The following is a 22,354-nucleotide window of genomic DNA, read 5'->3' as shown; positions in this document are numbered from 1 at the left end:
TGTCCGGTCTCAATCCGCTTAAGCGGTGAGGGCCGATTTCATTTGTTCCAGTCGGGCCTTGACGGAGGTATCGAGGACCTCGTCACCCACCACCACACGGATGCCACCAATCAAGGAAGAATCCAACTCGACGCTCACGTTGAGCTTGCGCGCAAAGCGCTTTTCGAGCGTGGCCGACAAATCAGCCAAAGCTGAAGCGTCAATGGGGAATGCACTGTAGACCACCGCATCTGCGGTGCCACCTTGCGCATTCATGAGCGCCCGGTACTGCTGTGCAACGACAGGCAGCGCACTGAGACGGCGGTTTTCGATCACCAGGTGCAGGAAATTCTTGCCAGCCTCAGGCAGTGCTGTGCGCAGCACGCCAGAGATCAGATCGAATGCCTGCTCGTCGGACACTTTGGGGCTGTCGATGAACTGCTGCAGTTGCGCGTTGTCGGCAACAGCAGCGAGTTCTTCCAGCCAAGCGGCCGTGCCAGCAAGATCGGATGCCTGCGCTTTGAAAAGCGCTTCGGCATAAGGGCGGGCGATGGTAGCAAGTTCTGCCATGGTCTTCTCTGGCTGGAGCTTTTTACAGCTCGGTCTTGAGGCGGCTCAGCAGATCAGCGTGGACACCGGCATTGACTTCCTTGCGGAGAATCTGCTCGGCGCCTTTGACGGCCAAGGCTGCAACTTGCTCACGCAGAGCTTCGCGGGCCTTGACTGCTTGCTGCTCGGCTTCGGCCTTGGCAGCGGCGATGATCTTGTTGCCTTCTTCGGTGGCACGTGCTTTGGCTTCGTCAACGATGCCATTTGCACGGCGCTCGGCGTCAGCCAAGCGCGTAGCCGTCTCGTTGCGCGACTTGGCCAACTCGGACTCGACTCGCGCATTGGCGCTGGAGAGTTCGGCTTTGGCTTTGTCGGCGGCAGCGAGGCCGTCAGCGATTTTCTGTGCCCGTTCATCGAGCGCTTTTGTGATCGGGGGCCACACGAATTTCATCGTGAACCACACCAGAATCGCAAAAACGATCATCTGAATGAACAGAGTAGCGTTAATGTTCACGGTTCAGTCCTTCTTCTGTTGGAAGAGGTACGTGGATTACTTCAAAACGAAGGGGTTGGCGAAGGCGAACAGCAAAGCGATGGCCACACCGATCAGGAACGCAGCATCAATCAGACCCGCCAAGATGAACATCTTGGTTTGGAGTTCGTTCATCAATTCAGGCTGACGAGCCGAAGACTCGAGGAATTTGCCGCCCATCAAAGCAATACCGATCGAAGCGCCGATAGCACCCAGACCAACGATCAAACCGCATGCCAATGCCACCAGGCCGAGAATGTTTTCCATGAGAAGCTCCTAAAAGTTAGTGGAAAAAAGAAACAAGAAACAAGGGAAAAAGTGTCATCAATGTGCGTCGTGCGCTTGACCTGTGTAGATCAGCGTCAACATCATAAAGATGAAGGCTTGCAAGGTGATGACCAGGATGTGGAACAAAGTCCACACGGTACCGGCGACGATATGACCAATGGCCAGACCCACGCCAGTTGCCGACAATGCCCAGCCGCCACCCATGAGGGCAATCAACATGAACACCAACTCACCCGCAAACATGTTGCCAAACAGTCGCATGCCATGCGAAACCGTCTTGGCCAAATATTCAATCATCTGCATCAGGAAGTTCACTGGCCACAAAGCCCAGTGATCACCAAACGGAGCAGCAATCAATTCGTGCGCCCAACCGCCCAAGCCTTTGATCTTGATGTTGTAGACCAAGCAGATGAACAAGACTGAACAGGACAAACCCAATGTGGTGGACAAATCAGCTGTTGGCACCACACGCATGTAGTCTTTGAAGCCCAAAGCCGGACCCGCAGCATGCCATGCAGCAGGAATCAGATCGACCGGCAACATGTCCATCGCGTTCATCAGGAAAATCCAGACGAACACCGTCAAGGCCAATGGCGAAATCAGTTTGCGGCTCTTGGCGTTGTGGATCACGCCCTTGGCCTGGTTTTCAACCATTTCAGACAGGATCTCGACCGCTGCCTGAAAACGTCCAGGAACACCCGAAGTTGCCTTGCGAGCAGCCGCCCACAGCACAACACAGCCAACGACACCCAAAACGAGGGAGAAAAAGACCGAGTCCAGGTTGAACAAACTGAAATCAACGATGCTTGTTTGCTTCACTCCCTCAAATGAGAAATTCATTTGCAGGTGTTGCAAGTGATGCTGGATGTACTCTCCAGCCGTTGGGGCGTGTGCGCCAGCGTTTTCAGCAGCCATAAATCACCAATCAGTTCAAAAAATAGTCGGTTTCGATTTTTGTTGTAACCAGCCCAGCGCCATGGCCAACCAGTACATCTTCATCGTCACCACAAAGCTTGCCACCAAGGCAAACCAGCTCAAATTAGAAATCACTTTGGGCGCAACCAGAAGCAGCGCCACAGTCAATGCAATCTTGACCAACTCCCACACCATCAAACCCATCAAGGCTGAGCCCGGCTGAGTCCGTCGCATTTGCCGGTTCAAAGCCCTGACAAACACCACGGCAGGAATGACCACTGCCACTGACCCCCAAGCCACAGAAGCCGCCATACCAGCATCCCCTGTGACCAAGCCCGTAAGCAAGACCATCAACACACCAACCCCCGCCTGCAAACCCAGAACTCGCCAAGGCGAGGCTTGTGGGTTGTTTTGTCGCCATGCTTGTGCTTGTGCGACCGTCAAGGGCTTGAATTCAGCTTCTTCGCCTTCATCTGCAAGCTCTTCGCTGTTGCCGCGTCTTTCGGTTTGTGTGGATGAGGCGATTTTGACCATCTCAAATTACAACCAGGTTACGCACTTGGCAAATGCTGCAAAGCCTCTGATTATACGTAGAAACCCGTGCCTGTTCATTTTTTTTGATACGCCGTCCCTACAGTCTAAGAAGTTTCGCCTTCGCACCGACTCAGGTGACAATCGAACCCTTGTTCGTTCAACGACAAATTACAAATTGATCAAGGGGTTACGGCATGTACGATTGGGTTAAATTTCTGCACTTGGGTGCAGGCATTGTTTGGCTTGGTGGGATGGCATTGGTCATTTTGGCTTTGCGCCCCGTGGCGATCCAACTTTTACAAGCGCCTGAGCGTCTGCGCTTGATGTCTGACGTTCTTTCCCGATTTTTCTTCATGGTCTGGATCTCGATTGCCTTGATTCTGGCCTCCGGTTTCTGGATGTTGTCGATAGCGGGCATGAAGCTCGCCCCGACAGGTTGGCACGCCATGTCAGCCCTGGGCCTGCTGATGTGCCTGATTTTTGCCCACATCTGGTTTGCGCCTTTTCGACGTCTGAAAGCTGCCGTGGCAACCTCCGATTGGCCTTCTGCGGGCAAGGCTTTGGGACAAATTCACCCCTTGGTACTGACCAATTTTGCATTGGGCTGGCTCGCGGTTTTGGCCGTCACTGTCTGGCGTTAAGCTTGCGTTTCTAAGGGACTATTTCATGAGTGCTTCCATCACACCACCGGCAGGCATCGACCCTCGCAAAGACACCCTGATCGAGTACCCATCGGTCTTTCCGATCAAGGTCATGGGTGCCATGGTCGACGGCTTTGCCGAGGCCATGTGCCAAGTTGCTTTGCAATTTGATCCTGGCTTTGATCCCGCTTCCATCGAATTGCGACCCAGCAAAGGCGGCAACTACTTGGGCGTGACGCTCAGCATCACGGCCACCAGCCGCGAACAACTCGACGACCTGTACCGCGCCCTGACCTCGCACCCGATGGTCAAAATCGTGCTTTGAGCATGGACATCCGGCTTCTTGGGCAAGTGGAGTACTTGCCAACCTACGAAGCCATGCAGGCGTTCACGACCGCGCGCACGCCTGTTACGCCCAATGAACTTTGGATGTGCGAACACCCGCCTGTGTTCACCCAAGGGCTGGCGGGCCAAGCCTCGCACCTCTTGATGCCCGGCGATATTCCGGTGGTTCAAACCAACCGGGGTGGGCAAGTCACTTTTCATGGCCCCGGCCAAGTCATGGCTTACCCCTTGGTCAACCTGCAACGCGCCGGGTACTACGTCAAGGAATACGTCTTCAAGCTGGAAGAGTCGGTCATACGCACCCTGGCGCACTTCGGCGTGACAGGCCACCGGGTGGCGGGTGCGCCGGGCATTTATGTGCGCCTGGACGACCCCTTCAGCCACGCGGCCCTGGTCGGCCCGGCCCCGGCGGGCGACCCCTTCAAGGGCTTGGGCAAGATCAGCGCTTTGGGCATCAAAGTCAGCCGCCACTGCACCTACCACGGTGCGGCCCTGAACGTGGCCATGGACCTTCAACCCTTTGAGCGTATCAACCCCTGTGGTTATGCCGGCCTGAAAACCGTGGACCTTTTTACAATCGGTGTTGAAACCACTTGGGACGAAGCCGCCCGGGTGCTGGCGGGCCAACTCGCGGCCCGACTCTGAAACGCCTCCTGACCTGCCGCCGAGCGGCCACCGAAAGAATCCGATGAGCATCATCCCGACCGAACGCCCAGTGGTACGCGAAGCGCAAAGCGTTGAAAACTACGACCCCATGGCCAAACAAAAGGCCGCCGCCAAACTCTCGCGCATTCCGGTCAAGGTCGAGCAAGCCGAGGTGTTGAAAAAGCCCGAATGGATACGTGTCAAGGCGGGCTCGCCCACCACCCGTTTTTACGAGATCAAAGATGTGTTGCGCGCCAACAAACTGGTGACCGTGTGCGAGGAAGCCAGCTGCCCCAACATCGGTGAATGCTTTGGCAAGGGCACGGCCACCTTCATGATCATGGGCGACAAGTGCACTCGGCGCTGCCCGTTTTGCGACGTGGGCCACGGCCGCCCCGACCCGCTGGATGTGAACGAGCCTGATAACCTGGCCAAGACCATTGCGCAGCTCCAACTGAAGTACGTGGTCATCACCAGCGTGGACCGCGATGACCTGCGCGACGGCGGTGCCGGGCACTTTGTCGAGTGCATTCGCAAAACCCGCGAACTCTCGCCCACCACCCAAATCGAAGTGCTGGTGCCCGACTTCCGGGGGCGCGACGACCGCGCCCTCGAGATCTTGAAGGCCGCGCCGCCCGATGTGATGAACCACAACATGGAAACCGTGCCACGCTTGTACAAGGAAGCGCGCCCCGGCTCGGACTACCAGTTCTCACTGAACTTGCTGAAGAAATTCAAGGCGCTTTTCCCGAATGTGCCGACCAAGAGTGGCCTCATGGTCGGCCTAGGTGAGACGGACGAAGAAATCCTGGAGGTCATGCGCGACATGCGGGCGCACAACATCGAGATGCTGACCATTGGCCAGTACCTGGCCCCCAGCAACAGCCACCTGCCGGTGCGCCGCTACGTGCACCCCGACACCTTCAAGATGTTCGAGGCCAAGGCCTATGAAATGGGCTTTTCACATGCAGCGGTGGGTGCGATGGTGCGTTCGAGCTACCACGCGGACCAGCAGGCGCATTCGGCGCATCTGAGCTTGGCAGACAAGGCTTGAGCCTGGCCATTGACTGACCCATTCACACGGAGCACCCCATCATGACCGACACCAGCGCTTACACCCCTCCCTCCGTCTGGACTTGGAACAAGGCCAACGGCGGGCGTTTTGCCAACATCAACCGCCCCATCTCGGGGGCCACACACGAGCAAGACCTGCCGCGAGGCCAGCACCCCCTGCAGCTGTACTCCCTGGGCACGCCCAACGGCGTCAAAGTCACCGTGATGCTCGAAGAGTTGCTGGCCCTGGGGCACGCAGGCGCCGAATACGATGCGTGGCTGATCCGCATCCAGGAGGGCCAGCAATTCAGCAGTGGCTTTGTCAGCGTGAACCCCAACTCCAAGATCCCGGCGCTGCTGGACTGCAGCGGCGAGCAACCGGTACGGGTGTTTGAATCGGGTGCGATTTTGCTGTACCTGGCCGAAAAATTTGGCGCTCTGGTGCCCACCGATCCCGCCCGACGCGCCGAATGCCTGTCGTGGTTGTTCTGGCAAATGGGCAGCGCCCCTTATTTGGGTGGCGGTTTTGGGCATTTTTATGCCTATGCGCCGGTCAAGATCGAATACGCCATTGACCGCTTTGCCATGGAGGTCAAGCGCGAGATGGACGTGTTGGACCGCCGCTTGGCCGAGAGCCGCTTCATCGCCGGCGACGACTACACGATCGCCGACATCGCCATCTGGCCCTGGTATGGCGCTTTGGCAAAAGGTCTGCTGTACGAAGCCGGTGAATTTTTGCAGGTGCAGGAATACACCCATGTGCAGCGCTGGGCCGAAGAACTGGCGCAACGCCCTGCCGTGCAGCGCGGTCGCATGGTCAACCGCGTGATGGGTGCCCCTGAATCACAGTTGCATGAACGCCATGATGCGGCTGATTTTGAGACGCAGACTCAAGATAAAAAATCAAAATCCAAGGATTGAGGCTTGAAAAATTTCGGCCACCAGTCAACTCGACATCATGCTGGCCGGATCATCACTGTCCATCACTTGCTGAGCCCACAGCGCCAACTTGGCACTGTCTGAGCGCAAAATTTGTTGCTTGACCGCCAAAATTTGCGAGGGGTGCATGGAAAAACTGCGAAGCCCCAAACCCAAGAGCAATCGGGTCATGCTGATATCTCCCGCCATCTCGCCACAAACAGAAACACTTTTGCCGCTGACTTGCCCTTGAGCAATCGTGTCAGCGATCAAGCGCAGGACAGCAGGATGAAGTGGGTCATACAAATGGGCCACCGACTCATCGGCACGATCAATGGCCAAGGTGTACTGAATCAAATCGTTGGTGCCGATGGACAAAAAGTCAAAGTATCGGGTGAACAAGCGCAAGGACAGGGCTGCCGCAGGAATTTCGATCATGGCCCCCAAACGCACGGGTCCATGGGCTGTACCCCTTCGATCGAGTTCCTGCCTGGCCTGCGAAATCAATGCCAGGGTTTGACGAATTTCGCTCCCATGAGCCAACATGGGCACCAACAAATTCACTTGGCCGTGCGTTGCTGAACGCAAAATCGCACGCAGCTGCGTCAGAAACATCGAGGGATCCGCCAAACTCCACCGGATTGCACGCAAGCCCAGTGCGGGGTTCAAATGCGATGCATCATGACGGGCTTCATCAAGCGGCTTGTCTGCGCCCACATCAACGGTTCTGATGGTCACGGGCAAACCCTTCATGCCATCAACAGCGCGGCGGTAGGCCTCGTATTGCTCTTCTTCACCGGGCAAGTTCCCTTGACGGCCCATGAAGAGAAACTCACTGCGAAACAAACCCACACCGACTGCCCCCGCCGAGATGGCTGCTTGCGTGTCTTCAGGCATCTCAATGTTGGCCAACAATTCGATTTTTTGACCATCCAGCGTGATCGCCGGTGTGTGACGCAATCGGACCAAGCGCTCTCGCTCCAATTCACCTTGCCGCTGTTTGAAGCCATAGTCGGCCAAAATAATGGGCGATGGATCCACAATGATCACGCCAGCGTCACCGTCGATGATGACCCAATCATCTTGCTTCACCAACTGGCTGGCCGTACGGGCCCCCACCACAGCGGGGATGTCCAAACTCCGAGCCACGATGGCTGTGTGAGATGTTTTGCCCCCTACATCGGTCACAAACCCGGTAAAAACACTTTGCTTGAATTGCAACATGTCGGCGGGTGATAAGTCGTGTGCCACCAAAACCAGTGGCACATCGGTATCCCCCAGTTGAAGGTCTTGTTGCGGCCGCAAAGGTCTTTGGACCTTGACCATGGGTGAACCTGAGCCCTTGAGACTGTGCAACACACGCTCGGCAACTTGTTCTACGTCGGCTTTTCTCTCTCGCAAATAGGGGTCATCCATCTCGTCAAATTGACGCGCGATGATTTCCAGCTGGCTGGTCAATGCCCACTCGGCGTTGTAAAGCCGCTCTTTGATCCAATGCGCGACACTGGCATTGAGTTCCTCATCTTGCAGCAGCATCAGGTGCACATCGAGCAAAGCGGCCAGTTCGTGTGGCGCGTCTTTGGGCATGTCACGCTGCAAACGCTGTAACTCATCGATGACGGCATCTCGTGCTGTACACAAACGCTCGATTTCAACCGGTATTTGGTCTGCCTGGATGAAGTAGTGCGCCACATCGACACGACTCGATGCCACCAAAACAGCCCGCCCGATGGCGATGCCTCGGGCGACCGCCAATCCATGGATGCTGAACGTCATGGGTAAAGCTCCAAAGCCCGATTTCTATGAAGCACGAGCACCGTCATTCGCCCTCACCAAATTTATCGGCCATCAAAGCAAGCAAGGCATCAAGTGCTTCTTGATCTCTTTCACCCGAAGTTTCAAGAACAACCTCACTCCCAATGCCCGCTGCAAGCATCATCACGCCCATGATGCTTTTGGCGTTGATGCGTCGCTCACCTTTGCTCAACCAGACATCACAGGGAAAACTGCCTGCCAATTTTGTCAGTTTGGCGGATGCGCGTGCATGAAGACCCAGTTTATTGCTGATGGTCGTGGTGGCTTGAGGCATGTCTTGTTCCTGTTTGATTTTGTGGGGCTGTACTTCCAACGGGCATGACACCCTGTGTTCCACCAGCGTGGGCACGTGCCGCCAGTGACTCCAAACTTTCGTGTCGGTAACAAACACTGCGCAGCAACATGGGCAAATTAACCCCAGCGACCAGGCGGGTTCGCGAGCCATCACCCAACTGCTGCGCCACATTACAAGGCGTTGCTCCAAACACGTCACTGAGCAACAACACTTCTTGCGTTGCCAACGCTGTCATGGCGTTGTGCGCTTGCTGCAGGCTGTCCTCAGGGGCATCATTGGCCAACACATCGAGGGCCAAAACGCCGGCCGCACAATCCGGAAAAACATGCAATGCGCAATCGCGCAGAGCGCTGGCCAGTGGTGCATGAGCAATGATGAGGATGCCGATCATAAGCAGGTCATTATCAGGCTTGAATCGGACGTTTCAGCAAAAAATACAGCCACGACAACCCCGAGCAAACACCAAAACAAGCCAAAGCCATTTGATAGGCCGCTGGCTTTTGAAGGCCCATGCCCAGACCGGCATCGACCATCAATCCAATGCCCCACTGAACAACAAAAATTCCGGCAAAAACAACCAGGTTGTAAGCAGACAATGCACGGCCTGCCAAATGGGGTGGAAATGCCATGCCCACGGCTGGCTGCGCCAACGCAACCACCGTGCTGGAAACACACAACAAAGCCACGCCAACAGCTGCACCCGTGCCGATGGATGGGCCCATCCAGGCCAAGCTGGCAATCACGACAAAACTCATGGGTAAACCCCAGGCTATCAAACGCTCCACAGGGATACCTCTGCGGGCCAAGCCAGGGCTCATCAATCCCCAGAGCCAAAATGTGACCAACATGCACAGATTGATCAAAAACAAGCCTTTTGCTGCCTCAGTCGGTGTCCAGCCAGCGACCTGCGTCATCCAGGGCCCAGCCCACAAGGTCTGAATGGCCACCATCCCTCCGTAGCTGAAAAATCCTATGGGCGTCATGCGCCAAAAATACGCACTGCGCCAAATTTCCCGGTAACTGCCATCATCTTGGATGACTTTGGCCGCAGGATCCTCGTTGGTGCTGGTTGTTCGCCATAAAGGGACCACCATGAAAATCAAGACCATGGCCAAGGCAATCATGATGCCCAACATGACAAAAAGCGCTCTCCAGCCCCAAATGGGCATCAACCACTGCACTGGCAATGTGGCCGCCAGCATGCCCAACGAACCGGTCATCAGCATCCATGAATTGCTTCGCAATTGGTCATTGGCGTCAAACCACCGTCTGTAGCCTGTCAAGGGGGCCATCAAGCACGCGCTGACCCCCATGCCACACAAGACTCTGGCGGCCAACAACCCTGTAAAGCTGTCCGCCCAAGCAAAAGCCAAACAACCCAACACGGCAAACGTCAAGAAAGCCAACACGACCTTTTTGGGGCCATGGCTGTCCAACAGACGGCCCAGTGGCAATTGGGTGAATGAAAATCCAAGGAAATATCCACCTGCCAACAATCCAAGGTCTTGCGCATTGAGACTGAATTCGTCAGTGAGTGTGGGTGACAGTGTGGCGGTGATGGCCCTGACCAATGCGGAAAAGAAATAAGCCAGCGCAAATGCCAAGAACACCACCACCGCACTTCTTCGTGACAAGCGATCGGAGTGCGTGGTGTTGTGAGCCAATGTGACGGCGGTCATGGTCGAAGTCCCTCAAACAAGGTATTGGCCAAATCTGGCGAAATTTTTGGTGCGTAAACCACCGCATGGATCAATCGCACCCGATCACCATCGGCCACAGCCCCCCATACGGCGTCGATATTGACAGCTTGGCCATTGGCACTGAAACCCTTGGCTTGTAGTCGCAACGAAGCCTTCATGGGCAATTGGCCTGGACGATGCCACACTTGCTGTTGAACAGGCGTCCCAACGGTGTCCGCCCGCATATTCTCAAGTGTGACTTTTTGCCAGCCTTCCATGAGTGCATTGGCATCTGCACCCGTTTGCAACTCGACCGTCATGAAGGCGAGCATAGACCCTGAGCTTTCACAGCCCACAACTTGCAATTGGGCAGGCATGTTGTTCATGACGACAGACCGCTTGGCTCGATCAGGCTTGCAAGGCAATTGGACTTTAAAGGCGGTCCCCTCCAAAGTGACCTCGCGCCAGTTTTGATCTGGACTGCATGCACTGAGCCACAGCGTTGGCAACAAACAGGCCAAAAGGCCAATGCGAATACTTTTCATGGGGGTGATTATCCTGATCAGCAGAACTGTTTGGTTTTGGCGACAATGCAACCATGAATTCACTCGATGGCATCCGCGTTCTTGACCTCTCCCGCGTTCTTGCGGGCCCTTGGTGCACCCAAACCCTGGCCGACCTGGGTGCAGATGTGATCAAAATTGAACGCCCAGGCACAGGCGATGACACCCGAACCTGGGGACCTCCTTTTTTAAAAGACGCACAAGGCCAAGACACGGCAGAGGCGGCTTATTACCTGGGTGCGAACCGCAACAAACGCTCACTCACTTGCGATATCGCCCAACCCGAAGGTCAGGCCCTGATCCGGGACCTGGTCCAACACTGCGATGTGTTCGTTGAAAATTTCAAAGTCGGTGACATGGCCCGCTACGGCCTGGACTACGCCAGCCTGAGCGCGCTCAACCCCAAATTGGTGTATTGCAGCGTGACTGGTTTTGGCCAAACCGGCCCCTACCGTGAACGTGCCGGCTACGACTATGCCGTGCAAGGCATGGGCGGCCTGATGAGTGTGACGGGCGAGCGCGACGATTTGGGTGGTGGGCCTCAGAAAGTGGGCGTGGCCGTGACCGATCTGTTCACCGGCATGTACGCCACCGTGGGCATTTTGGCCGCACTGCGGCATGCCGATCGCACCGGCCAGGGTCAGTATGTCGACATGGCCCTGCTGGACACCCAGGTTGCCATGCTGGCCAACTTAGGCTCCAACTACCTCGTCAGCGGCAAGGTCCCTGGCCGTGCGGGCAATGCGCACCAGAACATCGTGCCCTACCAGGTATTTGAAGTGAAGGCTCCTGAAGATGCCCCCGATGGCACCCGTGATCACCTGATTCTGGCGGTCGGTAATGATGGGCAATTTGTCAAATTTTGCGCCGTGGCCGGCTGCCCCGAGTTGGCTCAAGACCCCCGTTATGCCTTGAACGCCGATCGGGTTCGCCATCGCGCAGAGTTGGTCCCCCTGTTGGAGACCATTTTGAAAACCCGCACCAAAGCAGAGTGGTTACCCACATTGGAAGCAGCCAAGGTGCCGTGTGGTGCCATCAACACCTTGAGCGAAGTTTTTGTGGACCCGCAAGTTCAAGCTCGGGGCATGGTTCGCCAATGGCAGCACCCGATCAAAGCCGACCTGCAGTTGGTGGCCAGCCCCATCAAATTGAGCCGCACCCCCGTTCGTGAAGATTTTCCGCCCCCCATGCTGGGGCAGCACACTGCAGAAATCCTGTCCGAAGTACTGGGTTGGACCGCTGCGCAACTGGATCCTCTGCGCGGCAAAGGGGTCATCTGATGGCCAATTTTTTACTGGTTCACGGGGCCTGGCATGGCGCCTGGTGCTGGCAACGTGTTTTGCCAGGCCTCATCCAAGCAGGTCACCGGGCTCACGCCGTCACGTTGACTGGCGTGGGCGAACGTGCCCACTTGCTGCGCCCCGACATCGATCTGGAAACCCACATTCAGGACGTGATGGCCGCTATGGATGCCGAAGAAATGGACGATGTGGTGCTGGTGGTGCACTCCTACGCCGGCATGCTGGGCACCGCCGTGGCCGCCCGCAGGCCGCAGCGGCTTCAACATCTGGTCTACCTGGACGCCGTATTGCCCAAGCCCGGCGAAAGCTGGAGCAGCACCCATGCGAGTGCCACCCGCAACGCACGCATCGCCGCAGCCCATGCTGATCCCTTGAACGCCTTTCCAGCCCCGGACCCATCGGTGTTTGGTTTGAGCGACGTTGACCACGCTTGGGTCCAACGCCGTCAAACACCCCACCCGGGCGGTCCTTACACCCAAGTGCTGGACTTTGATCCTCTGCAAGTGGCGCGTGTTCCCCGCACTTTCATCAACTGCACCGAACCACCGCTGGGCACCATCGACATCAGCCGACTGCGCATGCGTGACCCCAAATTTTGGGAAGGTGCGTGGTTGCCTGGCTCGCAGGTGATCGAGATGAAAACAGGCCATGACCCCATGGTCAGCGACCCCGATGGCCTGTTGAAGCTCTTGTTGGCCTTGACTTGACGGTCTGCTATGGGTGCGCCGACTGCCGGTGAGGTTCATGACTCATCGCAAGGCGCCAAACACCTTGCTGAGCATGGCGCTACCTGCTTGCGCCGGGTTTTGGCGAATCTTCTTTTCTTCTTCGCCAATCATGAAATACAGCCCATCCAGTGTTTTGGCCGTCACATGGTTTTCCAGCTGTGCATTGTCTTTGGACAACAAACCCAAGCCCGACAGTTTACCTGCCAGCGCATTGAACTGCTCGACCACACCGAGTTGACCCAACACCTGTTTGACCTGTGGCATGAATTCCTCGGTCAACGGCATCCGTGTTTTGTCGATAAAAAATCGGGTCACCGAGGTGTCACCACCTTGAAGAATGGACTTGGCATCTTGCACTGACATGCTCTGAATCGACTGGGTCAGTAATTTTTGCGACAAAGGCACGGCAGCTTCTGCAGCGCGGTTCATCTGCAAGTTCAGGGCGTCCAGCTGCTTGCTCATGCCCATGGTTTTGAGCATCCTGGTTCCCTTTTGCATGAACTCAGGCAAACCGATACGGACTTTGTCATTGCCCATGAAACCATCTTGAACGCCCAGCAGGCCAATCGCTGCCGCAGCCCCTTTCTCCAACGCTAACTTCAACCCTTGCGATGCATCGCCTTGGCTCAAATCAGCCAGACTGAAGGCCTGTGCAGGTCCAATCACCACCATGCCTGCGGACATGGCAAACGTATTAAACTTTCTACGATGAAGATGCACTTGAAAACTCCCTTGAATTTACAGCCTTTGGGCCGACGTGTTTGGTTGATGGCTTGCGCTCTTGGCATATCTGCAGTCCTATCCGGCTGCTCGGCTGAGCGTGCGCCCGCATCTTCCTTTGTTTTGCTGGATGGTTCGACCCTCACGTCTGCGCAATTGCAAGGAAAAGTATCTTTGGTTAATTTTTGGGCCACCAGCTGCACGAGCTGTGTCGCCGAAATGCCTGAACTGATTGCCACCTACAACAAGTTCAAAGGCCGCGGCTACGAAACGCTGGCTGTGGCCATGAGCTATGACCCACCCAGCTATGTGGTCAACTTTGCCCAAACACGCCAACTGCCCTTCAAGGTGGCCATTGACAATACAGGATCATTGGCGCGTGATTGGGGAGACGTCAAACTCACGCCGACGACTTTTTTGGTTAACAAGCGCGGTGAAATTATCAAACGCTTTGTGGGCACACCCAACTTTGTTGAACTGCACCAATTGATTGAAAAGCTGCTCGCCGAAACCTGACAGCAGGAATCAGAGCGACGGGCAGCTCATGTTTGTGCGCTTAATCTTTGCGGAAATTGTCGTGGCAGGCTTTGCACGATGCCGCAGCAGGTCCAAATGCAACTTTCAGAGCATCCAGGTTTCCCGCTTTGGCGGCCACGTTCAATTTCACAATTTCGGCTTGCATCTTGTCTGAAGCCTCCTTGAATTTGGCCGACTCTTTCCAGATTTCGGGCTTGGCGCGTGTATCTCCCTTGTCTGTTCCTTCACCATAGGCTGCCCACGGCAATTTGGACATGACGGCCACCAATTCGGCATTCTCTGCGGCGAGTTTGGCGTCATAAGGTGCACGACCGTTGGCCATGGCACCCAGACGTCCAAAATGTGCGGCCATGACCGAGTAGCTGGCCTTTCGGTATTTGATGGCATCTTCAGGCTTTGCAAATTGCGCCTGCGCTGGTATGGCCAAAGTCAAGGCCAGCAATGTACCCATCAGGGCAAATGTTCGTTTCATTTATAACTCCAATCATGTGATTCAGGTGCTAAAGGATTTATGCTTATTAGCAATTTCAGTTTCTCATATTTCCTTATTTTTTGCATGGATGAAAGTGCCTATGTTCAAAGTTCGCATTTGGGATCTTCCCACCCGCCTCTTTCATTGGCTTCTTACGGCCTGCGTGATCGGCTTGGTCATCACCGGCAATCTCGGTGGAAACGCCATGGTCTGGCATTTTCGTTTTGGTTATGCGGTCTTGAGTTTGCTTATTTTTCGCTTGGTATGGGGTTTCTTGGGTGGGCATTGGTCCCGCTGGTCACAACTGCCTTTACACCCCTCCAATGTCTTGGCTTATGTGCAAGGACGATCGCCTTCACTGCACCTTGTCGGCCATAACCCTTTGGGTTCATGGTCCATTTTGTTGATGCTGTTTTTTCTGGGTTTTCAAGTGGCCACGGGACTTTTCAGTGATGACGAGATTGCCAACAGCGGTCCACTGTCTTCGCTCGCTTCAAGCGCTGTGGTTTCGTTGGCAACGCAGTGGCACAAGCAATGGGGCAAGCTTTTTTTGATCCTGCTCGTGTCGACACACCTTTTTGCTGTGTTTTGGTATTGGTGGCGAAAAAAACAGTCACTTGTGCCAGCCATGTGGCACGGGGACAAAAAGCTGCAAGTCTCGGTTCCTGATTCCCTGGACACAGTGCGCACCCGTTTGATCGCCCTTGCTTTGTTTGGCGTGGCGGTTGTCCTTGTCTTTGCCCTTGTTTCTTTGGCTTCCTGATTTTCTGATTGGCATCCACTCTTTCAGACTGTAAACTGAATTTTTTACTTTTTTTATCTACCGCCTTGGCCAATCCCAACGTTCACCTGCGCCCACCCTCTTGCGAATCTGACCTGTCTCTTACACGCGAGATCTTTCGGGAGTACGCCAACAGCCTGAAAGTTGACCTGTGTTTCCAGGGGTTTGAAGAAGAACTGAGCGGTCTGCCTGGCGACTACGCAGAGCCTCGTGGTGCACTTTTGTTGGCTTGGGTCAATGACTCGGTTGCAGGCTGTTGCGCCCTCAGACCTCTTGATTCATCCGATTACACCAACGCTGCAGAGATGAAACGACTTTATGTCCGTCCCGCATTTCGCGGATTGAGACTGGGTCGACAATTGGCCGAAGGTATCCTGGATGCTGCACGCAGCGCGGCTTACAGTTGTGTATTGCTGGACACCCTGGACGACATGGAGTCTGCTCGTGCTCTGTACGAAGATCTAGGCTTCGAAGAAATTCCGCCTTATTACCACAACCCGCATGCGGGAGCGCACTACCTGAAAGTCGACATCGATTGAATTTGCATCAAAAAAGGGACCCATGAGGTCCCTTTTTTTGCGTTTCGAAAAACTCAAGCTTGGGCTTGAGCCAGCAAAGTTGCGGCATCGCTGATTTCGAATTTTCCCGGACCTTCTACGTTCAAAGTGGCGACTTTGCCATCTTTGACCAACATCGAGTATCGGTTGCTGCGCAGACCCATGCCTCGCGCTGTCAGGTCCAGCGTCAAGCCTGTGGCTTTGCTGAAGTCACCGCTACCGTCACCAAGCATGCGCACTTTGGCGCCGGTTTTCTGTTCACGGGCCCAGGCACCCATCACAAACGCGTCGTTCACGCTCACGCACCAGATTTCGTCAACACCAGCAGCCTTCAAAGCATCGTGGTTTTCAACATAACCAGGTACATGCTTGGCCGAGCATGTGGGTGTGAACGCTCCTGGCAGGGCAAACAAGGCAATGGTTTTGCCCGCAGTGGCCTTCGCGACATCGACCGGATTGGGGCCGATGCTGCAACCGTTGCCTTCTACTTCAACGTATTCCATCAGCGTGGCTGCTGGCAATGTGTCTCCGACTTTGATCATGTTGTGCTCCTTGTTGTGTTTTGGCGATATTGCCGGGGTAAAAAAAAACGACCCACCATTGTGGGTCGTTTTCAAAAAGTTTGCAGCAGTTGGCCGTATGGGCTTAAACGGCAGCAGCTTTCTGAACCAGGCGCGTAGCAACCCAGTTTTTGGTCTTCGAAATCGGACGGCTTTCCGTGATTTCGATGGTGTCGCCCAGGTGGAATTCACCTGTTTCGTCGTGCGCGTGGTACTTGCTCGACTTGGCCACGATCTTGCCGTAGAGCGCGTGTTTCACACGACGCTCGACCAGCACGGTCACGGTTTTGGCGCGCTTGTCGCTGACCACCTTGCCAATCAAGGTGCGCTTGAGGGATGTTTTAGCTTCCGTCATGGTCACTCCTTACTTGGCGGCTTGCTTTTGGGCAAGGATGGTTTTGGCACGGGCGATGGCACGGCGAGTCTGGCTCAGCGTACCGGTGTTGCCGAGTTGTTGTGTGGCTTTTTGCATACGAAGGCCAAAGTGGGCTTTTTGCAGCGCTTTGATTTCGTCTTTCACACCAGCAACGTCTTTTTGGCGCAATTCAGCAGCGTTCATTTCTTATTTCTCCTGAATTATTGGCCAATCATGCGAGCCACGAACGTGGTGCGCAAGGGCAGCTTGGCAGCGGCCAATTTGAAGGCTTCACGGGCCAACTCTTCAGGCACGCCCACGATTTCGTAGAGCACCTTACCGGGTTGGATCTCGGCCACGTAGTACTCGGGGTTACCTTTACCGTTACCCATACGCACTTCAGCAGGCTTGGTGGAAATCGGCTTGTCAGGGAACACACGAATCCAGATGCGGCCGCCACGCTTGACGTGACGGGAAATCGCACGACGTGCGGCTTCGATCTGGCGGGCCGTCAAACGGCCGCGGTCTGTGGACTTCAGGCCGAAGTCACCGAACGCCACCGTGTTGCCACGGGTAGCGACGCCGGTGTTGCGGCCCTTCTGTTCCTTGCGGAACTTTCTGCGAGCAGGTTGCAGCATGTTGTTACTCCTTATTGACCGTCAGCTGCTGCAGCTGGCGCGGCGACTGTGCGTACGCGCTTAACGGCGGGTTTGGCATCACCACCTGCACCGGCGGGCTTGTCGCTACCGTCAGTGGGGGCTGTGTTGGTGCCTGCGGGACGACGTGGGCCACCACGGCGATCGCCTGCGGGGCGCTCACCTGGACGTGCATCACGGCGTGGACCACGTGGGCGGCGCTCTTCTTCAGCACGTGGCTCGGCCAGTGCTGGAGCATCGTTGCGGCCCAGTGTGTCGCCTTTGTAGACCCAGACCTTGACACCAATGATGCCGTAGGTGGTCTTGGCTTCGGAAGTGGCGTAGTCGATGTCAGCGCGCAGGGTGTGCAATGGCACACGACCTTCGCGATACCACTCGGTACGCGCAATTTCGATACCGTTCAAACGGCCAGCCGACATGATCTTGATGCCTTGGGCACCCAGACGCATGGCGTTTTGCATGGCACGCTTCATGGCGCGGCGGAACATGATCCGCTTTTCGAGCTGCTGGGTGATGCTGTCAGCAATCAGTTGAGCATCAATTTCGGGCTTGCGCACTTCTTCGATGTTGACCGCAACAGGCACGCCCAAGCGAGCAGCGAGTTCTTTCTTGAGCAACTCGATGTCTTCGCCTTTCTTGCCGATCACCACACCTGGACGAGCCGAGAAGATGGTGATGCGGGCGCTCTTGGCTGGGCGCTCGATCAGCACGCGGGAAACCGCGGCGTTCTTGAGCTTGGCCTTGAGGTACTCACGCACCTTGATGTCTTCGGCCAGCATGCCAGCGAAGTCTTTGTTGCTCGCGTACCAGCGGCTAGCCCAATTGCGGCTCACGGCCAAACGGAAGCCGGTAGGATGGATTTTTTGTCCCATGTTTCTTCCCTGGCTTAGTTGCCGACCGTCACATACACATGGCATGTGGGTTTGCTGATACGGTTGCCACGGCCTTTGGCGCGGGCGGTGAAACGCTTGAGCGTGGTGCCTTGTTCGACGTAAATGGTTTTCACCTTCAACTCGTCGATATCAGCACCATCGTTGTGTTCAGCGTTGGCGATGGCGGACTCGAGAACCTTCTTGACGATGCCCGCAGCTTTTTTCTGCGTGAATGTCAGGATGTTCAGAGCTTGATCCACTTTTTTACCGCGAATCAAATCGGCGACCAAGCGGCCTTTATCGACCGACAAACGGACGCCCCGGAGGACTGCACGTGTTTCCATGGTCTTTCCTTATTTCTTCTGGACTTTTTTGTCCGCAGGGTGACCCTTGAATGTCCGGGTCAGTGCGAATTCGCCCAATTTGTGGCCAACCATTTGGTCGGTCACATAAACAGGAACGTGTTGCTTGCCGTTGTGAACGGCGATGGTCAGACCGATGAAATCGGGCAAAACCATGGAGCGACGCGACCATGTCTTGACGGGCTTTTTGTCTTTGGTGGCAATGGCTTTTTCAACCTTGGCCAACAAATGGTGGTCAACGAATGGACCCTTTTTGAGAGAGCGTGTCATTGTCTAACCCTTACTTCTTGCGACGCGACACGATCATGACCTGTGTGCGCTTGTTGTTACGGGTACGGTAGCCCTTGGTGAGGTTGCCCCACGGGTCTACTGCATGACGGCCTTCGCCGGTACGGCCTTCGCCACCACCGTGTGGGTGATCCACAGGGTTCATGGCCACGCCGCGAACCGTTGGACGGATACCCATCCAACGCTTGACACCGGCCTTGCCCAACTGGCGCAAGCTGTGCTCTTCGTTGGCGACTTCACCAATGGTTGCACGGCACTCGATGTGGATCTTGCGAACTTCACCGGAGCGCATACGCACTTGAGCGTAGATGCCTTCACGAGCCAGCAAAGTTGCCGAAGCACCTGCCGAGCGGGCGATTTGAGCTCCAGCACCGGGCTTGAGCTCGATGCAGTGGATGGTCGAACCCACGGGGATGTTGCGGATCGGCAAAGTGTTGCCTGCGCGGATGGGGGCTTCAGCACCCGACATCAGGGTTGCACCGGTTTCAATGCCACGGGGAGCAATGATGTAACGGCGCTCGCCATCGGCGTAGCACAGCAAAGCAATGTGCGCGGTACGGTTTGGATCGTACTCAATGCGCTCGACTTTCGCCGGGATCGCATCTTTGTTGCGCTTGAAATCGACCACGCGGTAGTGGTGCTTGTGACCACCGCCTTTGTGGCGAGTTGTGATGTGACCGTTGTTGTTACGGCCCGACTTCTGGTGCTGGGGTTCCAGCAACGGAGCGTAGCCTTCACCTTTGTGCAGGTGGTCACGGGTGACCTTCACCACGCCACGACGGCCTGGGGATGTCGGTTTGATCTTGATGACAGCCATGATTACGCAGCCTCCCCGGACAGGTTCAGCTCTTGACCTGGTTGCAGCGTGACATAAGCCTTGCGAACGTTGTCGCGACGGCCGATGGTTTTGCCAAAACGCTTGGTCTTGCCCTTGGTATTCACCACAGACACGCCTTTGACCTCGACCTTGAACATCAATTGCACAGCGGCTTTGATTTCAGGCTTGGTAGCATCCTGCAGCACTTTGAACGTCACAGTGTTGGATTTTTCTGCAACCATGGTGGCCTTTTCGGACACGATGGGAGCCACCAGCACGGACATCAGACGACCTTCGTCAAACTTCACGGCGCTCATGCAAACATCTCCTTGAGTTTGTCCATGGCACCTTTGGTCACGAGGACTTTCTTGAAGTTCACCAAAGACACGGGATCGGCGTAACGTGGCTCAACAATCAGGATGTTGATCAGGTTGCGCGATGCCAAGTACAGGTTTTCGTCGACTTCGTCAGCGATCACCAGCACATTGTCGAGACTCATGGCCTTGAACTTGGCAGCCAGCTGCTTTGTTTTTGGGGTCTCAACCTTGAACGAATCCACCACAGCCAAACGGCCTTCGCGGGCCAACTGCGAGAAGATCGAAGCCATACCAGCACGGTACATCTTCTTGTTGATCTTCTGGGTGAAGTTTTCGTCGGGCATGTTCGGGAAAATCCGACCACCGCCACGCCACAAAGGCGAGGAAGTCATACCAGCACGAGCGCGACCAGTGCCTTTTTGTTTGAAAGGCTTTTTAGTGGAGTGGTGAACTTGTTCACGGTCCTTTTGAGCGCGGGTGCCTTGACGGGCATTGGCCTGATAAGCCACCACGATTTGGTGGATCAGGGCTTCGTTGTATTCACGACCGAACACGGTTTCAGGCGCGTCCACTTTGGAGGCGGCTTGACCTTGGTCGTTCAGGAGTTCGAGCTGCATCAGTTCGCTCCTTTAGCTTTGATGGCGGGACGCACGGTCACGAAACCGCCCTTGGAACCAGGAATGGCACCCTTGACCATCAACAGGCCACGGACTTCGTCAACACGGATGACGGCCAGGTTCTGAGTGGTGCAAGTCACATCACCGAGGTGACCCGACATTTTTTTGCCTGGGAACACGCGGCCTGGATCTTGAGCCATCGAAATCGAACCGGGCACGTTGTGCGAACGGCTGTTACCGTGCGATGCGCGCTGCGATTTGAAATTGTGACGCTTGATCGTGCCGGTGAAGCCTTTACCAATGGAGGTGCCTTGCACGTCCACTTTCTGGCCCACAGCAAACACAGCAGCCACGGGCACAGTGGCGCCAGCGGCGTACTGGGCAGCCGTGTCGGCGGTCACGCGGAATTCTTGAATGATTTCACCGGCTTCAACACCGGCTTTGGCCAAGTGACCAGCGATAGGCTTGGTCACGCGCGATGCCTTGCGGGCACCAAATGTCACTTGCAAAGCGACATAGCCATCGTTCTCTTGGGTTTTGACCTGGGATACGCGGTTGTTAGACACATCCAGCACTGTGACAGGAACAGAATCCCCATCATCAGTGAACAGACGCATCATGCCCACCTTGCGACCCAGCAACCCGAGGGAGTTGCTCAGACTCATTGTTTTCTCCAAAACTTCCACCGAAGCCACTTCAATTGGCAGCCCCGTTTGGTATGTGAAAGACTGTTAATAAATCTCACCCCAAAAAGAGGTGAGCCTGAAATTATAGCCCGACTCACCATTTCTGGCAAATCGGGCCTGATTTCAAGTTTTTGGATGGCTTTTCAACCACCCCAAACCGCATTACTGCAGCTTGATTTCGACGTCCACGCCTGCGGGCAGATCGAGTTTCATCAGGGCGTCCACAGTTTTGTCTGTGGGGTCCACGATGTCCATCAAACGCTGGTGCGTACGGATTTCCAACTGGTCACGGCTGGTCTTGTTGACGTGCGGCGAACGCAAGATGTCAAAACGCTTCATGCGTGTTGGCAAAGGCACGGGGCCCTTGACAATCGCGCCAGTGCGCTTGGCGGTGTCAACGATCTCGGCAGCGGACTGGTCGATCAGTTTGTAGTCAAACGCCTTCAGGCGGATGCGGATTTTTTGCTTGGATGACATGTCAATTCCTTGTGGTGAGTGTTTGCTTGCTGCAGCGCAAAGGCCTGGCCTTTGCGCCACTGATCCACAAAAGAATTAAGCGATGATCTTGGCAACAACGCCAGCGCCAACGGTGCGGCCGCCTTCGCGGATGGCGAAGCGCAAGCCTTCTTCCATCGCAATGGGGTTGATCAATTTCACAGTGATCGACACGTTGTCACCCGGCATCACCATCTCTTTGCCTTCTGGCAATTCGATCGCGCCGGTCACGTCCGTCGTACGGAAGTAGAACTGAGGACGGTAGTTGTTGAAGAACGGCGTGTGACGGCCACCTTCGTCTTTGGACAAGACATAGATCTCGCCCGTGAAGTGGGTGTGGGGCTTGATCGAGCCTGGCTTGCACAGCACTTGGCCGCGCTCGACGTCTTCGCGCTTGGTGCCGCGCAACAAGATACCGACGTTGTCACCGGCTTGACCTTGGTCGAGCAACTTGCGGAACATCTCAACGCCTGTGCAAGTGG

35 protein-coding genes are annotated in these 22,354 nt (G+C 55.6%); 10 read left to right on the top strand and 25 right to left on the bottom strand.

The window, feature by feature from the left end; translation table 11 throughout:
- Positions 1 to 18: 18 nt before the first annotated feature.
- From B9Z48_RS19850 to B9Z48_RS19830, 5 genes are read right to left on the bottom strand one after another with little or no spacing between them, the layout of a single operon-like run.
- Complete coding sequence (locus B9Z48_RS19850; protein WP_108380379.1) at positions 19 to 549, bottom strand: F0F1 ATP synthase subunit delta; 531 nt, start codon at positions 547 to 549, stop codon at positions 19 to 21.
- Positions 550 to 571: 22 nt separating this feature from the next.
- Entirely contained in the window at positions 572 to 1,042 is a 471-nt protein-coding gene (locus B9Z48_RS19845) for a F0F1 ATP synthase subunit B (RefSeq protein ID WP_089952256.1), read from the bottom strand.
- A 36-nt stretch (positions 1,043 to 1,078) separates the two neighbouring features.
- On the bottom strand, positions 1,079 to 1,327 hold the full coding sequence (gene atpE, locus B9Z48_RS19840) for a F0F1 ATP synthase subunit C (protein WP_019429175.1): 249 nt from the start codon (positions 1,325 to 1,327) through the stop codon (positions 1,079 to 1,081).
- A gap of 57 nt (positions 1,328 to 1,384) precedes the next feature.
- Positions 1,385 to 2,263 carry a F0F1 ATP synthase subunit A gene (gene atpB, locus B9Z48_RS19835; RefSeq protein ID WP_108380378.1) on the bottom strand — a complete coding sequence of 293 codons (879 nt, stop codon included), beginning with the start codon at positions 2,261 to 2,263 and terminating at the stop codon, positions 1,385 to 1,387.
- Positions 2,264 to 2,278: 15 nt separating this feature from the next.
- On the bottom strand, positions 2,279 to 2,797 hold the full coding sequence (locus B9Z48_RS19830; protein ID WP_108380377.1) for an ATP synthase subunit I: 519 nt from the start codon (positions 2,795 to 2,797) through the stop codon (positions 2,279 to 2,281).
- Positions 2,798 to 2,991: 194 nt separating this feature from the next.
- On the opposite strand from B9Z48_RS19830, the gene B9Z48_RS19825 reads away from it, so the two are divergent.
- The 5 genes from B9Z48_RS19825 to yghU are packed head-to-tail and all read left to right on the top strand — an operon-like array spanning position 2,992 to position 6,402.
- Positions 2,992 to 3,438: a CopD family protein gene (locus tag B9Z48_RS19825; RefSeq protein ID WP_108380376.1), complete on the top strand. Its 447-nt coding sequence runs from the start codon at positions 2,992 to 2,994 to the stop codon at positions 3,436 to 3,438.
- A 25-nt stretch (positions 3,439 to 3,463) separates the two neighbouring features.
- A complete protein-coding gene (locus B9Z48_RS19820) occupies positions 3,464 to 3,763 on the top strand; it encodes a DUF493 family protein (protein WP_108380375.1) in 300 nt (99 codons plus the stop codon).
- 2 nt (positions 3,764 to 3,765) lie between these two features.
- Complete coding sequence (gene lipB / locus B9Z48_RS19815; RefSeq protein WP_108380374.1) at positions 3,766 to 4,428, top strand: lipoyl(octanoyl) transferase LipB; 663 nt, start codon at positions 3,766 to 3,768, stop codon at positions 4,426 to 4,428.
- A gap of 43 nt (positions 4,429 to 4,471) precedes the next feature.
- A complete protein-coding gene (gene lipA, locus B9Z48_RS19810) occupies positions 4,472 to 5,482 on the top strand; it encodes a lipoyl synthase (RefSeq protein ID WP_108380373.1) in 1,011 nt (336 codons plus the stop codon).
- A gap of 41 nt (positions 5,483 to 5,523) precedes the next feature.
- On the top strand, positions 5,524 to 6,402 hold the full coding sequence (yghU, locus tag B9Z48_RS19805; RefSeq protein ID WP_089952606.1) for a glutathione-dependent disulfide-bond oxidoreductase: 879 nt from the start codon (positions 5,524 to 5,526) through the stop codon (positions 6,400 to 6,402).
- 24 nt (positions 6,403 to 6,426) lie between these two features.
- Here the strand turns inward: yghU and ptsP are convergent, their stop codons facing one another.
- Genes ptsP through B9Z48_RS19780 form a run of 5 tightly spaced genes read right to left on the bottom strand, consistent with a single transcriptional unit; the run spans position 6,427 to position 10,733 of the window.
- Positions 6,427 to 8,175: a phosphoenolpyruvate--protein phosphotransferase gene (ptsP, locus tag B9Z48_RS19800; protein WP_089952271.1), complete on the bottom strand. Its 1,749-nt coding sequence runs from the start codon at positions 8,173 to 8,175 to the stop codon at positions 6,427 to 6,429.
- 43 nt (positions 8,176 to 8,218) lie between these two features.
- Complete coding sequence (locus B9Z48_RS19795; RefSeq protein ID WP_108380372.1) at positions 8,219 to 8,488, bottom strand: HPr family phosphocarrier protein; 270 nt, start codon at positions 8,486 to 8,488, stop codon at positions 8,219 to 8,221.
- Positions 8,457 to 8,900 carry a PTS sugar transporter subunit IIA gene (locus B9Z48_RS19790; RefSeq protein WP_108380371.1) on the bottom strand — a complete coding sequence of 148 codons (444 nt, stop codon included), beginning with the start codon at positions 8,898 to 8,900 and terminating at the stop codon, positions 8,457 to 8,459. Before B9Z48_RS19790 ends, B9Z48_RS19795 begins: the two co-directional genes overlap by 32 nt.
- Before the next feature lie 13 nt (positions 8,901 to 8,913).
- Positions 8,914 to 10,188, bottom strand: coding sequence for an MFS transporter (locus B9Z48_RS19785; protein WP_108380370.1), 1,275 nt, complete (start codon positions 10,186 to 10,188; stop codon positions 8,914 to 8,916).
- On the bottom strand, positions 10,185 to 10,733 hold the full coding sequence (locus tag B9Z48_RS19780; protein ID WP_089952277.1) for a hypothetical protein: 549 nt from the start codon (positions 10,731 to 10,733) through the stop codon (positions 10,185 to 10,187). Before B9Z48_RS19780 ends, B9Z48_RS19785 begins: the two co-directional genes overlap by 4 nt.
- Positions 10,734 to 10,786: 53 nt before the next feature.
- Between B9Z48_RS19780 and B9Z48_RS19775 the strand changes: the two genes are divergently transcribed.
- Together B9Z48_RS19775 and B9Z48_RS19770 are read left to right on the top strand one after the other, a co-directional pair.
- Positions 10,787 to 12,031, top strand: coding sequence for a CaiB/BaiF CoA-transferase family protein (locus B9Z48_RS19775; protein ID WP_089952279.1), 1,245 nt, complete (start codon positions 10,787 to 10,789; stop codon positions 12,029 to 12,031).
- Entirely contained in the window at positions 12,031 to 12,759 is a 729-nt protein-coding gene (locus tag B9Z48_RS19770) for an alpha/beta fold hydrolase (RefSeq protein WP_108380369.1), read from the top strand. The genes B9Z48_RS19775 and B9Z48_RS19770 overlap by 1 nt, the downstream gene beginning before the upstream one ends.
- Before the next feature lie 42 nt (positions 12,760 to 12,801).
- On the opposite strand, the gene B9Z48_RS19765 is transcribed toward B9Z48_RS19770, so the two are convergent.
- Positions 12,802 to 13,464: a DUF4197 domain-containing protein gene (locus B9Z48_RS19765; protein ID WP_089952283.1), complete on the bottom strand. Its 663-nt coding sequence runs from the start codon at positions 13,462 to 13,464 to the stop codon at positions 12,802 to 12,804.
- Positions 13,465 to 13,548: 84 nt separating this feature from the next.
- On the opposite strand from B9Z48_RS19765, the gene B9Z48_RS19760 reads away from it, so the two are divergent.
- The gene (locus tag B9Z48_RS19760; RefSeq protein WP_089952611.1) at positions 13,549 to 14,016 is read left to right on the top strand and encodes a TlpA disulfide reductase family protein; all 468 of its coding nucleotides are present in this window, start codon (positions 13,549 to 13,551) and stop codon (positions 14,014 to 14,016) included.
- Between the two features lie 40 nt (positions 14,017 to 14,056).
- Here B9Z48_RS19760 and B9Z48_RS19755 read toward each other — a convergent pair whose 3' ends face one another.
- Entirely contained in the window at positions 14,057 to 14,509 is a 453-nt protein-coding gene (locus tag B9Z48_RS19755; RefSeq protein WP_089952285.1) for a cytochrome c, read from the bottom strand.
- 100 nt (positions 14,510 to 14,609) lie between these two features.
- Here B9Z48_RS19755 and B9Z48_RS19750 point away from each other — a divergent pair, with 100 nt between their 5' ends.
- Positions 14,610 to 15,272 (top strand): cytochrome b/b6 domain-containing protein, encoded by a 663-nt coding sequence (locus B9Z48_RS19750; protein ID WP_233261200.1) that lies wholly within the window; start codon positions 14,610 to 14,612, stop codon positions 15,270 to 15,272.
- Between the two features lie 65 nt (positions 15,273 to 15,337).
- Positions 15,338 to 15,829 carry a GNAT family N-acetyltransferase gene (locus B9Z48_RS19745; RefSeq protein WP_089952289.1) on the top strand — a complete coding sequence of 164 codons (492 nt, stop codon included), beginning with the start codon at positions 15,338 to 15,340 and terminating at the stop codon, positions 15,827 to 15,829.
- 53 nt (positions 15,830 to 15,882) lie between these two features.
- On the opposite strand, the gene B9Z48_RS19740 is transcribed toward B9Z48_RS19745, so the two are convergent.
- The 13 genes from B9Z48_RS19740 to B9Z48_RS19680 form a co-directional block, all read right to left on the bottom strand.
- Positions 15,883 to 16,389 (bottom strand): peroxiredoxin, encoded by a 507-nt coding sequence (locus B9Z48_RS19740; protein WP_089952613.1) that lies wholly within the window; start codon positions 16,387 to 16,389, stop codon positions 15,883 to 15,885.
- Positions 16,390 to 16,492: 103 nt separating this feature from the next.
- Positions 16,493 to 16,762: a 30S ribosomal protein S17 gene (gene rpsQ, locus B9Z48_RS19735; RefSeq protein WP_019426898.1), complete on the bottom strand. Its 270-nt coding sequence runs from the start codon at positions 16,760 to 16,762 to the stop codon at positions 16,493 to 16,495.
- 9 nt (positions 16,763 to 16,771) lie between these two features.
- Entirely contained in the window at positions 16,772 to 16,966 is a 195-nt protein-coding gene (gene rpmC, locus B9Z48_RS19730; protein ID WP_053172813.1) for a 50S ribosomal protein L29, read from the bottom strand.
- A gap of 17 nt (positions 16,967 to 16,983) precedes the next feature.
- Positions 16,984 to 17,400, bottom strand: coding sequence for a 50S ribosomal protein L16 (rplP, locus tag B9Z48_RS19725; RefSeq protein WP_019426900.1), 417 nt, complete (start codon positions 17,398 to 17,400; stop codon positions 16,984 to 16,986).
- An 11-nt stretch (positions 17,401 to 17,411) separates the two neighbouring features.
- Positions 17,412 to 18,290 carry a 30S ribosomal protein S3 gene (gene rpsC, locus B9Z48_RS19720; RefSeq protein WP_089952292.1) on the bottom strand — a complete coding sequence of 293 codons (879 nt, stop codon included), beginning with the start codon at positions 18,288 to 18,290 and terminating at the stop codon, positions 17,412 to 17,414.
- Between the two features lie 14 nt (positions 18,291 to 18,304).
- On the bottom strand, positions 18,305 to 18,634 hold the full coding sequence (gene rplV / locus B9Z48_RS19715; RefSeq protein ID WP_019426902.1) for a 50S ribosomal protein L22: 330 nt from the start codon (positions 18,632 to 18,634) through the stop codon (positions 18,305 to 18,307).
- A gap of 9 nt (positions 18,635 to 18,643) precedes the next feature.
- Complete coding sequence (gene rpsS / locus B9Z48_RS19710; protein WP_047349368.1) at positions 18,644 to 18,922, bottom strand: 30S ribosomal protein S19; 279 nt, start codon at positions 18,920 to 18,922, stop codon at positions 18,644 to 18,646.
- Positions 18,923 to 18,932: 10 nt separating this feature from the next.
- Positions 18,933 to 19,757 carry a 50S ribosomal protein L2 gene (rplB, locus tag B9Z48_RS19705; protein WP_089952294.1) on the bottom strand — a complete coding sequence of 275 codons (825 nt, stop codon included), beginning with the start codon at positions 19,755 to 19,757 and terminating at the stop codon, positions 18,933 to 18,935.
- Between the two features lie 2 nt (positions 19,758 to 19,759).
- Entirely contained in the window at positions 19,760 to 20,074 is a 315-nt protein-coding gene (gene rplW, locus B9Z48_RS19700; RefSeq protein ID WP_089952296.1) for a 50S ribosomal protein L23, read from the bottom strand.
- Positions 20,071 to 20,691 (bottom strand): 50S ribosomal protein L4, encoded by a 621-nt coding sequence (gene rplD / locus B9Z48_RS19695; RefSeq protein WP_019426906.1) that lies wholly within the window; start codon positions 20,689 to 20,691, stop codon positions 20,071 to 20,073. Before rplD ends, rplW begins: the two co-directional genes overlap by 4 nt.
- Positions 20,691 to 21,356, bottom strand: coding sequence for a 50S ribosomal protein L3 (gene rplC, locus B9Z48_RS19690; protein WP_089952615.1), 666 nt, complete (start codon positions 21,354 to 21,356; stop codon positions 20,691 to 20,693). Before rplC ends, rplD begins: the two co-directional genes overlap by 1 nt.
- A gap of 183 nt (positions 21,357 to 21,539) precedes the next feature.
- Positions 21,540 to 21,854, bottom strand: coding sequence for a 30S ribosomal protein S10 (rpsJ, locus tag B9Z48_RS19685; RefSeq protein WP_019426908.1), 315 nt, complete (start codon positions 21,852 to 21,854; stop codon positions 21,540 to 21,542).
- Positions 21,855 to 21,929: 75 nt separating this feature from the next.
- A partial coding sequence (locus B9Z48_RS19680; RefSeq protein WP_368665925.1) for an EF-Tu/IF-2/RF-3 family GTPase occupies positions 21,930 to 22,354 on the bottom strand: 425 nt, incomplete at its 5' end.

The organism is Limnohabitans sp. WS1, assembly GCF_003063265.1.
Classification (GTDB): domain Bacteria; phylum Pseudomonadota; class Gammaproteobacteria; order Burkholderiales; family Burkholderiaceae_C; genus Limnohabitans_A.
This window is presented reverse-complemented; position numbering and strand designations above follow the sequence as displayed.

Bases quoted from the DNA above. Each gene is read 5' to 3' on its own strand.
- B9Z48_RS19850 (WP_108380379.1), bottom strand. From the start codon at position 549: ATGGCAGAACTTGCTACCATCGCCCGCCCTTATGCCGAAGCGCTTTTC.
- atpE (WP_019429175.1), bottom strand. From the start codon at position 1,327: ATGGAAAACATTCTCGGCCTGGTGGCATTGGCATGCGGTTTGATCGTT.
- atpB (WP_108380378.1), bottom strand. From the start codon at position 2,263: ATGGCTGCTGAAAACGCTGGCGCACACGCCCCAACGGCTGGAGAGTAC.
- B9Z48_RS19830 (WP_108380377.1), bottom strand. From the start codon at position 2,797: ATGGTCAAAATCGCCTCATCCACACAAACCGAAAGACGCGGCAACAGC.
- B9Z48_RS19825 (WP_108380376.1), top strand. From the start codon at position 2,992: ATGTACGATTGGGTTAAATTTCTGCACTTGGGTGCAGGCATTGTTTGG.
- B9Z48_RS19820 (WP_108380375.1), top strand. From the start codon at position 3,464: ATGAGTGCTTCCATCACACCACCGGCAGGCATCGACCCTCGCAAAGAC.
- lipB (WP_108380374.1), top strand. From the start codon at position 3,766: ATGGACATCCGGCTTCTTGGGCAAGTGGAGTACTTGCCAACCTACGAA.
- lipA (WP_108380373.1), top strand. From the start codon at position 4,472: ATGAGCATCATCCCGACCGAACGCCCAGTGGTACGCGAAGCGCAAAGC.
- yghU (WP_089952606.1), top strand. From the start codon at position 5,524: ATGACCGACACCAGCGCTTACACCCCTCCCTCCGTCTGGACTTGGAAC.
- ptsP (WP_089952271.1), bottom strand. From the start codon at position 8,175: ATGACGTTCAGCATCCATGGATTGGCGGTCGCCCGAGGCATCGCCATC.
- B9Z48_RS19795 (WP_108380372.1), bottom strand. From the start codon at position 8,488: ATGCCTCAAGCCACCACGACCATCAGCAATAAACTGGGTCTTCATGCA.
- B9Z48_RS19790 (WP_108380371.1), bottom strand. From the start codon at position 8,900: ATGATCGGCATCCTCATCATTGCTCATGCACCACTGGCCAGCGCTCTG.
- B9Z48_RS19785 (WP_108380370.1), bottom strand. From the start codon at position 10,188: ATGACCGCCGTCACATTGGCTCACAACACCACGCACTCCGATCGCTTG.
- B9Z48_RS19780 (WP_089952277.1), bottom strand. From the start codon at position 10,733: ATGAAAAGTATTCGCATTGGCCTTTTGGCCTGTTTGTTGCCAACGCTG.
- B9Z48_RS19775 (WP_089952279.1), top strand. From the start codon at position 10,787: ATGAATTCACTCGATGGCATCCGCGTTCTTGACCTCTCCCGCGTTCTT.
- B9Z48_RS19770 (WP_108380369.1), top strand. From the start codon at position 12,031: ATGGCCAATTTTTTACTGGTTCACGGGGCCTGGCATGGCGCCTGGTGC.
- B9Z48_RS19765 (WP_089952283.1), bottom strand. From the start codon at position 13,464: ATGTCCGCAGGCATGGTGGTGATTGGACCTGCACAGGCCTTCAGTCTG.
- B9Z48_RS19760 (WP_089952611.1), top strand. From the start codon at position 13,549: ATGGCTTGCGCTCTTGGCATATCTGCAGTCCTATCCGGCTGCTCGGCT.
- B9Z48_RS19755 (WP_089952285.1), bottom strand. From the start codon at position 14,509: ATGAAACGAACATTTGCCCTGATGGGTACATTGCTGGCCTTGACTTTG.
- B9Z48_RS19750 (WP_233261200.1), top strand. From the start codon at position 14,610: ATGTTCAAAGTTCGCATTTGGGATCTTCCCACCCGCCTCTTTCATTGG.
- B9Z48_RS19740 (WP_089952613.1), bottom strand. From the start codon at position 16,389: ATGATCAAAGTCGGAGACACATTGCCAGCAGCCACGCTGATGGAATAC.
- rpsQ (WP_019426898.1), bottom strand. From the start codon at position 16,762: ATGACGGAAGCTAAAACATCCCTCAAGCGCACCTTGATTGGCAAGGTG.
- rpmC (WP_053172813.1), bottom strand. From the start codon at position 16,966: ATGAACGCTGCTGAATTGCGCCAAAAAGACGTTGCTGGTGTGAAAGAC.
- rplP (WP_019426900.1), bottom strand. From the start codon at position 17,400: ATGCTGCAACCTGCTCGCAGAAAGTTCCGCAAGGAACAGAAGGGCCGC.
- rpsC (WP_089952292.1), bottom strand. From the start codon at position 18,290: ATGGGACAAAAAATCCATCCTACCGGCTTCCGTTTGGCCGTGAGCCGC.
- rplV (WP_019426902.1), bottom strand. From the start codon at position 18,634: ATGGAAACACGTGCAGTCCTCCGGGGCGTCCGTTTGTCGGTCGATAAA.
- rpsS (WP_047349368.1), bottom strand. From the start codon at position 18,922: ATGACACGCTCTCTCAAAAAGGGTCCATTCGTTGACCACCATTTGTTG.
- rplB (WP_089952294.1), bottom strand. From the start codon at position 19,757: ATGGCTGTCATCAAGATCAAACCGACATCCCCAGGCCGTCGTGGCGTG.
- rplW (WP_089952296.1), bottom strand. From the start codon at position 20,074: ATGAGCGCCGTGAAGTTTGACGAAGGTCGTCTGATGTCCGTGCTGGTG.
- rplD (WP_019426906.1), bottom strand. From the start codon at position 20,691: ATGCAGCTCGAACTCCTGAACGACCAAGGTCAAGCCGCCTCCAAAGTG.
- rplC (WP_089952615.1), bottom strand. From the start codon at position 21,356: ATGAGTCTGAGCAACTCCCTCGGGTTGCTGGGTCGCAAGGTGGGCATG.
- rpsJ (WP_019426908.1), bottom strand. From the start codon at position 21,854: ATGTCATCCAAGCAAAAAATCCGCATCCGCCTGAAGGCGTTTGACTAC.